Below are 6,561 nucleotides of genomic sequence, written 5' to 3' on the forward strand. Positions count from 1 at the left end.
GATCGGGACGCCGTACAGCGCTTCCATCGTGCGTCGATGGCCGTCGATCGGGTGTTCAAGGCGTTCCGGACTGCGAGGAAGACCGTCAAGGCGCTGATGACCGCTCCCGCGTCATAGGCGGGGCTGCCAATTCGCGGCGCGAAGCCGGTCAAGGGGCTCCACAATCTCAGCCGGCCCACACGCGGAGCAACGCCCGGCCCGAAGGCGGGGCCAATCGGACGACCCTGCCGGTCGCGGGCGACGATGCGGCGAAGGATGCCGTGACGAACTCCCTCCGGACGATCGGCTACAATGTCGTCGATGCCGGGTCGCAGGCCGACATCTGGCGCTACGCCCCGGCCGGTCCCGAAGGCGCTTCCGGCGAGGAGGCGAAGCAGATCTACCAGCAGCCGGGCAAACCCGTGCCCCCCGAGGAGGCTTGGAAGCTGGGCGCCGAGGCGGCGCGTCCGTCCCCGATCGGCGGGAGGCTGAACGGCATGCCGCAAGTCCACATCGACCTGTTAGTGGAGCAGGCCAGCGCCGACACCGTCGAGCGCTGACGCCCCCGCCCGGGCACCCCGGCGCCCGGGCGGGGCGACCACGTGCTGGCGCTTGCCGGTGCGGCGGGGCCGTCCGGGCCTCATGCCACGCTGCCTACGGACCCGCTCCCTCGCGTTAGGGAGCGGGCTTCCGGAGACCATCTTTGATCTCAGCCGCGCGGCGATACCAGATGCGGGCACGCTGCGGATCACCCTTGGCCCGAAGACCTTTGGATTTGAGGTAGACCGCGTCGTAGCTCTTCGCCATGCCGAGGGCGCCTTGAATATCGCCGGCTCGATAAGCTTCCTCGTAGAGATAGCGAGCGATCGTGTATTGTCCGCGGCCGAGATAGTGGTCGGCCCGCTCGAGCGCTTGAACTCTGTCCAACGCCGTATCTGGTTTTTGGGACGAAGCTTTGGCAGACTCGGATGCCGAGGAATTCGGCAGGACGCTCGCGGTGGTCTCGTCGCGCTCTTGCAGCGATGCGGGTTTCGATGCCTCCGTCGGTTGAGGTGGTGCCTTCTGAGTTTGTTCGGGCCCGGTCCGCTCCGCATCCTTCGCCTCTGCAGGTCTGGCCGGCAACTCGGCCGGGACGTCAAGTTGTTTCAGACGTGCCATGAGATCCTGCTCGCGCTGGACGAGATCCTGCAGCGGAACGTCAGAGGGGCGGCTCTGCGGCGAGACCTCCGGCCGGGGAAGGATCGCGCCGACGCGCTCGAACACCAGCAGGGCACTCGCCCCGCCGAGCACGACGAAGAGCATCCACAGAGCCCATCTGTGGCCGCGGTAGAGGCGGCGCGGTAGGCTCTCAGAGATGAAATTCTGCGGCGCGGACAAAGCCGATCGCCCCGATCGTTGCTGGTCCATGTGCCTCCTCCCAGCCAATGAGACCGCCGCACTGAACGGCGCCTCGCGGTCAGGGCGGACCTCCGTCATCGAAGCTCGTCGCGCATCGTCGAGTCGCACTCGCCCACGGGCCGGGCACCCAGACGCGTGTGCCCCCGCGCTGCCGGCACGCGGCGGCCTCCGGCGGTTCATCGAACAGAGCGGTCACGACGCCCCAGATCGATGGCGGCGGTGCCGCGGCCGGGGCGTTGCCGGTCGACTCGCTGCGTCCGCGCAGTCCCGCGCCGAGGACGGCCACGGCGGCAGCGCCCGCAGCGAGGCCGTAAACCAGCCTCCGGCGAATGGGTCGCGGAATCGCGCAATGCGGACAGCAGCGGGCATCGTCGAGGAGAGCCTGTCCGCAACGCCTGCATCGCCGAAGATGGCTCGTCATCGGGCGTCCTCCCCGGATCAGGGCACGTCGCCGTATCCGCGTCGCGCGACTCGGCCGCGCGTGGATCCGCTGCCCTGCCCGCAGCCGCTCCTTGTCCCGACAGGTGCCCGGCCGCCACCGGTACGATCGCTCCGCCGGCCCAGGATTAGTTCGGTTGCCGGGGAAGCGACGTCAACTTTCCTAACCGAGGTAACCCAAATTCTCTAGATACGATTGCGGGAACAAAAAATTAGGCGATCCGGGTTGTGGGCTATTATGGTCTCATGCGCCCCTTCACGACTGTGAATGGGATTGCGGTATCAGTATTGGATCAGCGCGTTCACAGGGCCGAAAAGGCCGGAACTTAGGGAGCAAGCGCCGTGACGGAAATTCTCGTCGCGTGTGATCGCGCCAGCCCGCAGGTGGGCCACGAGATCGAGACGCTGTTCCGTGAGGCTGGATACAAGGTCTATCAGGCGCCCGCTTGCAAGAACCTCCTGGCCGGAAGAGGGGCAGACGCCGATCTCGTCATCATCGATGCCACACGGGATGGCAGGCGCGGGCTGTGTCTCGCCAGTTCGTATCGCACCGCCTCCAGCGTCGGCATCGTCGTCATCCATCACGCGGACGCCGACGCGGACCTCGTCCAGACGCTGGAAGTGGGCGCCGACGACGTGCTGGTGCAGCCGTTCCGGCATCGCGAGTTGCTTGCCCGGGTCAAGAGCCTGTTGCGCCGCATGAATCTCGACAAGGGCGACCAGCTCGCCGGCAAGGCGCGGCGCGGCATTCAGTTCAAGGGCTGGTTCCTCGACTTGGAGCGACGCCAACTCGTCTGCGAGGCGACGGGCGGTTGCGTGCCGCTGACGACGGCCGAGTACAACATGCTGACGGTCTTCGCGCAGAATTCGTGCCGCGTCCTCAGCCGCGACGACCTGTCCATCATGGCGCTGGGGCGCCCGCATTCGATGATGGCCCGCTCGCTCGACGCTCAGGTTGCGCGCCTGCGCAAGCGCCTGTCGACGAACAAGCCCGGCATCGCCTACATCAAGTCGGTCCGCAGTGTGGGTTACATTTTCTGTAATCGGACCTACGACGTCTACTGAGCCTCGGTCGGCACTCCGATTCGTGCCAGCGCCTCCGTGACGGCCGCGCCCTCGATCACCTGACAGCGTCCCTCGACATGGATCAGCAAGTCCGCGCCGCACGAAATCTCGGGCCGATGCGCGACGCTCACCCGCGTCATCGCGAGGGCGCGCAGGCTCTCGTTGACCAGCCGTTCATTGCGGAGATCGAGATGCGCCGTGCCCTCGTCGAGGAACAGCAGACGGGGTTGCCTGTAGAGCGCGCGCGCGAGCAGGATGCGCTGCTTCTGACCGCCTGAGAGCGAGGAGCCCATATCGCCGATCAGGCTATCGTACCCCATCGGCATCGCCAGGATCTCGTCGTGTACGCCGGCCCGCACGGCGCTTTCGACCATGCGACGCTCATCGAGGACGGTGTCCAAGAACGCGATGTTGTCGGCGATCGAGCCCGACAGGAGATGATCCTCCTGCATGACGGCGGCGACTTGCTCGCGATAGTTGCGGATGCCGTACGTCTGGAGCGGCATCCCGTCGATCAGCACCTGTCCGGACGTCGGCTCGAGCAGGCCGAGCATGATCTTCACGAGGGTCGTCTTCCCCCCGCCCGAGGGGCCGGTGATCGCCGTGAACCGGCCGGCGGGGATTGTCAGGCTCACGTCCTGCAGGATGTTCCGCTCGCCCTCCGCGTAGCGGAAGCAGACGCGCTCCAAGACGATCTCCCCTCGCAGCGGTGCGAGGCGGGCGAGCGGTCGATCGTGGCCGGGCTCCTGAGGGGTCACGGCAATGTCGGACAGCCGTTCCAGGTGCAGGCGTACCAGACTGAGGTCGAGGGCGGTTTGGAGGAGGAGAAGGGACTTCTCCACGAACTGCTCGCGATAGCTCATGAACGCGAAGATCATGCCGACGGTCAGGACCCCGTCGAGGGTCAGCACGGCGGCGACGTAGACGGTGACGACGTACTCGGCGCCGGTCAGAGCCTGGTCGATGGTGAGGAAGCCGATCTTCGCGCGCCCGAGCGCGAGGTTTGCGTTCACCGTCTCGGCGAAGCGGTTCAGCCACTGCCCCTCCCGCTCGGCCTCGCGGTTGTTGAGCTTGACACTCTGTACGGCCCGCAGGGTCTCGATGAAGGTGGTGTCCTCCTGGGCCCCCACGGCGATGGCTTCCTCGTTCAGCCGGCGGAAGCGGGCAAACAGGGAGAGCCGCAGGCCGATGCAGAGCGTGAGCCCGACCAGCACGATCACGGCGAGCGTCGGGCTGTAGGCGAGGATCATCGCCAAGGTGAGCAGGGCCAGCACGCCGTCGATGAGGGCTGCGATGAGCCCCTGCGCCAGTAGGTTGCGGATCGGATCGATCGAGCCGAAGCGGGAGATCACATCCCCGACATGGCGCTTCTCGAAGTAGGCGATCGGCAGCCGCAGCAGGTGTCGAAACAGACGGGCGCCGATCTGGTAGTGAAGGATGTTCTGCAGGATGAGGATGATGCGCGCGCGCAGTGCATTCACCGCCACCCGCAGCGCCGTCAGGAGAGCGAATCCGATCGCGAGCGCGGCCATCAAGTCCCGGTCGCCCCGGGCGATGACCTCGTCGACCGTGACCTGCATGTAGAAGGGGCCGGCCAGAACCAGCGCTTCGAGCACCAGCGAGAGGACGATCACCTCGATCAAGCTGCGCCGCATGCCGGTGCTGTGTTGCCAGAAGGTCGAGAGCGGCAAGCGTGCCCGCTCGTCCCGCTTCCGGAAGCCCTCGGCGGGGACGATCTCCAGCGCGACGCCGGTCAGGTGGTGCGATGCCTCGGAGTAGGTGAGGCGCCGCTCGCCGTAGGCGGGGTCGTGGACGACGATCCGGCGGGCCGAGACCGATTTAAGCACCACGAAATGGTTCATGTCCCAGTGCACGACGGCAGGAAGGGCGAGGTGGCGGATGTGCTCCACCTCGTAGCGCACCGGGCGACAGGCGAGATCGAGCGCCTTGGCGACCTCGATCAGGCCGCGCAGGGTGACGCCTTGCAGTGAGATCGGGTGGCGCCGCCGGAGGGTGTTCATGTCGATGCGGTGGCCGTGATACGCGGCCACCATCGCGAGGCAGGCAAGACCGCACTCGGCGGCCTCGGTCTGGAGGATCACGGGCAGGCTTCCACCGCCCATGCGCAGGCGGAGGCCGTCCATCGCTCAGCGCTCCGCCGTTCGCCGCGGCGCCTGCCCCGGCTCGCGGTCGGCCCTGGACGGGATGAAGGCGAGGATCGCGCGGGGGAGGGCCCGCACGCCCGCCATCAGCGCGGCGGCGGCCGCCGGCATCTCCTCGCGCAGCCAACGGACCAGGGGGTCGGCATCGATGGCGTTGCGGATTCCGAGGAAGGGACCGAGCAGCCAGCGCATGATGCTGCGCTTCTCCAGCACGATGTCGGCCCGCAGCGCCATGTCGGGCTTCAGGGCGACGGGCTGCCCATCGACTTTGACGTAGGGACTCTCAAGGGCGACCTCGACCTTGTAGGCGGGTTCGGTCAGCGCCAGCGGCCCCCCCGTCTCGCCGGGGCGGACCACGGTCCCGGAGACGCGCGTGACGCGACCGCCGTAGGCTCCGTACTTCTGATAGGGATAGGCCTCGTAGAGGAGCCGGACCGGCTGACCCGGCGCGATGAAGCCGACCGCGCGGCTCGGCACGAACAGTTCGGCCGACAATCCCGCCGCCTCCGGCACGATCGTCATCTGGAGCTGGCTCGGATGGGCGGGCTGGCCGGGCGCGGCCTGGAGCGTCGCAACGGTGCCGTTCACCGGTGCGACGACCACGTAGGCCTGTCGCGCCTCCGTCTCGGCGACGCGCTGCTCGACCCAGGACAGGTCGTTGCGCAGATTCTGCAGTCTCCCCCCATGGACCGTGGGCAGTTGCTCCAGGTTCGCGCGCGCCTCGACGAGTTGGTTCTGGCGCTGAGCGATCCGCTGGACGAGTTCATCCCGCCCGCCCTCCTGCGCCAGCAGGTCCTGCTGGCGTCGCTTGTGCTCGGCATCGGCCATGATGCCCTTTGCGGCGAGTTGGGCCGCCGAATGGAGCAGGCCTCGCCCGAGGGCGACACGCTCCTCTTGCCGGCGGGCCTGGATTTCGAGTGCCTCGCTCTCGCGCCGCAGGCCGTCGATCAAGGCCTGGAGCCGCTGCCGCTCAGAAACGGCGCGCGCCTCCTCCGCCTGGATCTGGCGCGCGAGCATGACGCGCTGGGCCGAGAGGGAATCGAGGGCGGCCTGGGTCAGATCACGGCCGCCGGCCGAGACCTGCTGGGTATCGATCGTCATCAGAGGCTGTCCCTTCCGGACGACCTCGCCCTCACCGACCCGGACCTCGCGGACCACGCCCACTTGCGGCACGAAGACCTTTGCGGTCCCGAGCGATGGGCGCAGGTAACCGGGCACGGGCTCCTTGCGAGCGTATTGCGCGAAGCACAGGAAGGTGACGACGATGGCCGCCGCGAGCACGGCCGACCAGGACAGGGCGCGGGCCGAAACGGGTCGCAGCTCGACGACGCTGCCCCATTGCCGGCGCGAGGCCTGATAAGCCAGAACCTCGGGGCGGAAGAGCGTGGTGAGACTCGTCGGACGCAGCGCCACCGAGTCATGAACGCAGACCGATCCCGCTGGACTCGGCGCATCCATCGGAACGGGCTCCTTCGGCTCGGACCTATCGACAGGATCGGGGATGCCGGCCTGTCCGGCA

General features: G+C 67.7%; 5 protein-coding genes. 2 read left to right on the plus strand and 3 right to left on the minus strand.

Annotation, left to right across the window (positions count from 1 at the left end):
* Positions 1-260: 260 nt before the first annotated feature.
* Positions 261-539: a hypothetical protein gene (locus MFF42_RS21590; protein ID WP_238257633.1), complete on the plus strand. Its 279-nt coding sequence runs from the start codon at positions 261-263 to the stop codon at positions 537-539.
* Between the two features lie 115 nt (positions 540-654).
* Here the strand turns inward: MFF42_RS21590 and MFF42_RS21595 are convergent, their stop codons facing one another.
* Positions 655-1,386 (minus strand): hypothetical protein, encoded by a 732-nt coding sequence (locus MFF42_RS21595; protein WP_238257635.1) that lies wholly within the window; start codon positions 1,384-1,386, stop codon positions 655-657.
* A 771-nt stretch (positions 1,387-2,157) separates the two neighbouring features.
* Here MFF42_RS21595 and MFF42_RS21600 point away from each other — a divergent pair.
* Positions 2,158-2,880, plus strand: a complete 723-nt coding sequence (locus MFF42_RS21600) for a winged helix-turn-helix domain-containing protein (RefSeq protein ID WP_238257636.1) — start codon at positions 2,158-2,160, stop codon at positions 2,878-2,880.
* Here the strand turns inward: MFF42_RS21600 and MFF42_RS21605 are convergent.
* Both MFF42_RS21605 and MFF42_RS21610 read right to left on the minus strand, forming a co-directional pair.
* A complete protein-coding gene (locus MFF42_RS21605; protein ID WP_238257638.1) occupies positions 2,874-5,024 on the minus strand; it encodes a peptidase domain-containing ABC transporter in 2,151 nt (716 codons plus the stop codon). The genes MFF42_RS21600 and MFF42_RS21605 overlap by 7 nt on opposite strands.
* 3 nt (positions 5,025-5,027) lie before the next feature.
* Positions 5,028-6,561: beta-barrel domain-containing protein (locus tag MFF42_RS21610; RefSeq protein WP_238257640.1), on the minus strand; the 1,534-nt coding region annotated here is incomplete at its 5' end.

It is taken from the genome of Methylorubrum podarium (genome assembly GCF_022179745.1).
Taxonomy (GTDB): Bacteria; Pseudomonadota; Alphaproteobacteria; order Rhizobiales; family Beijerinckiaceae; genus Methylobacterium; species Methylobacterium podarium.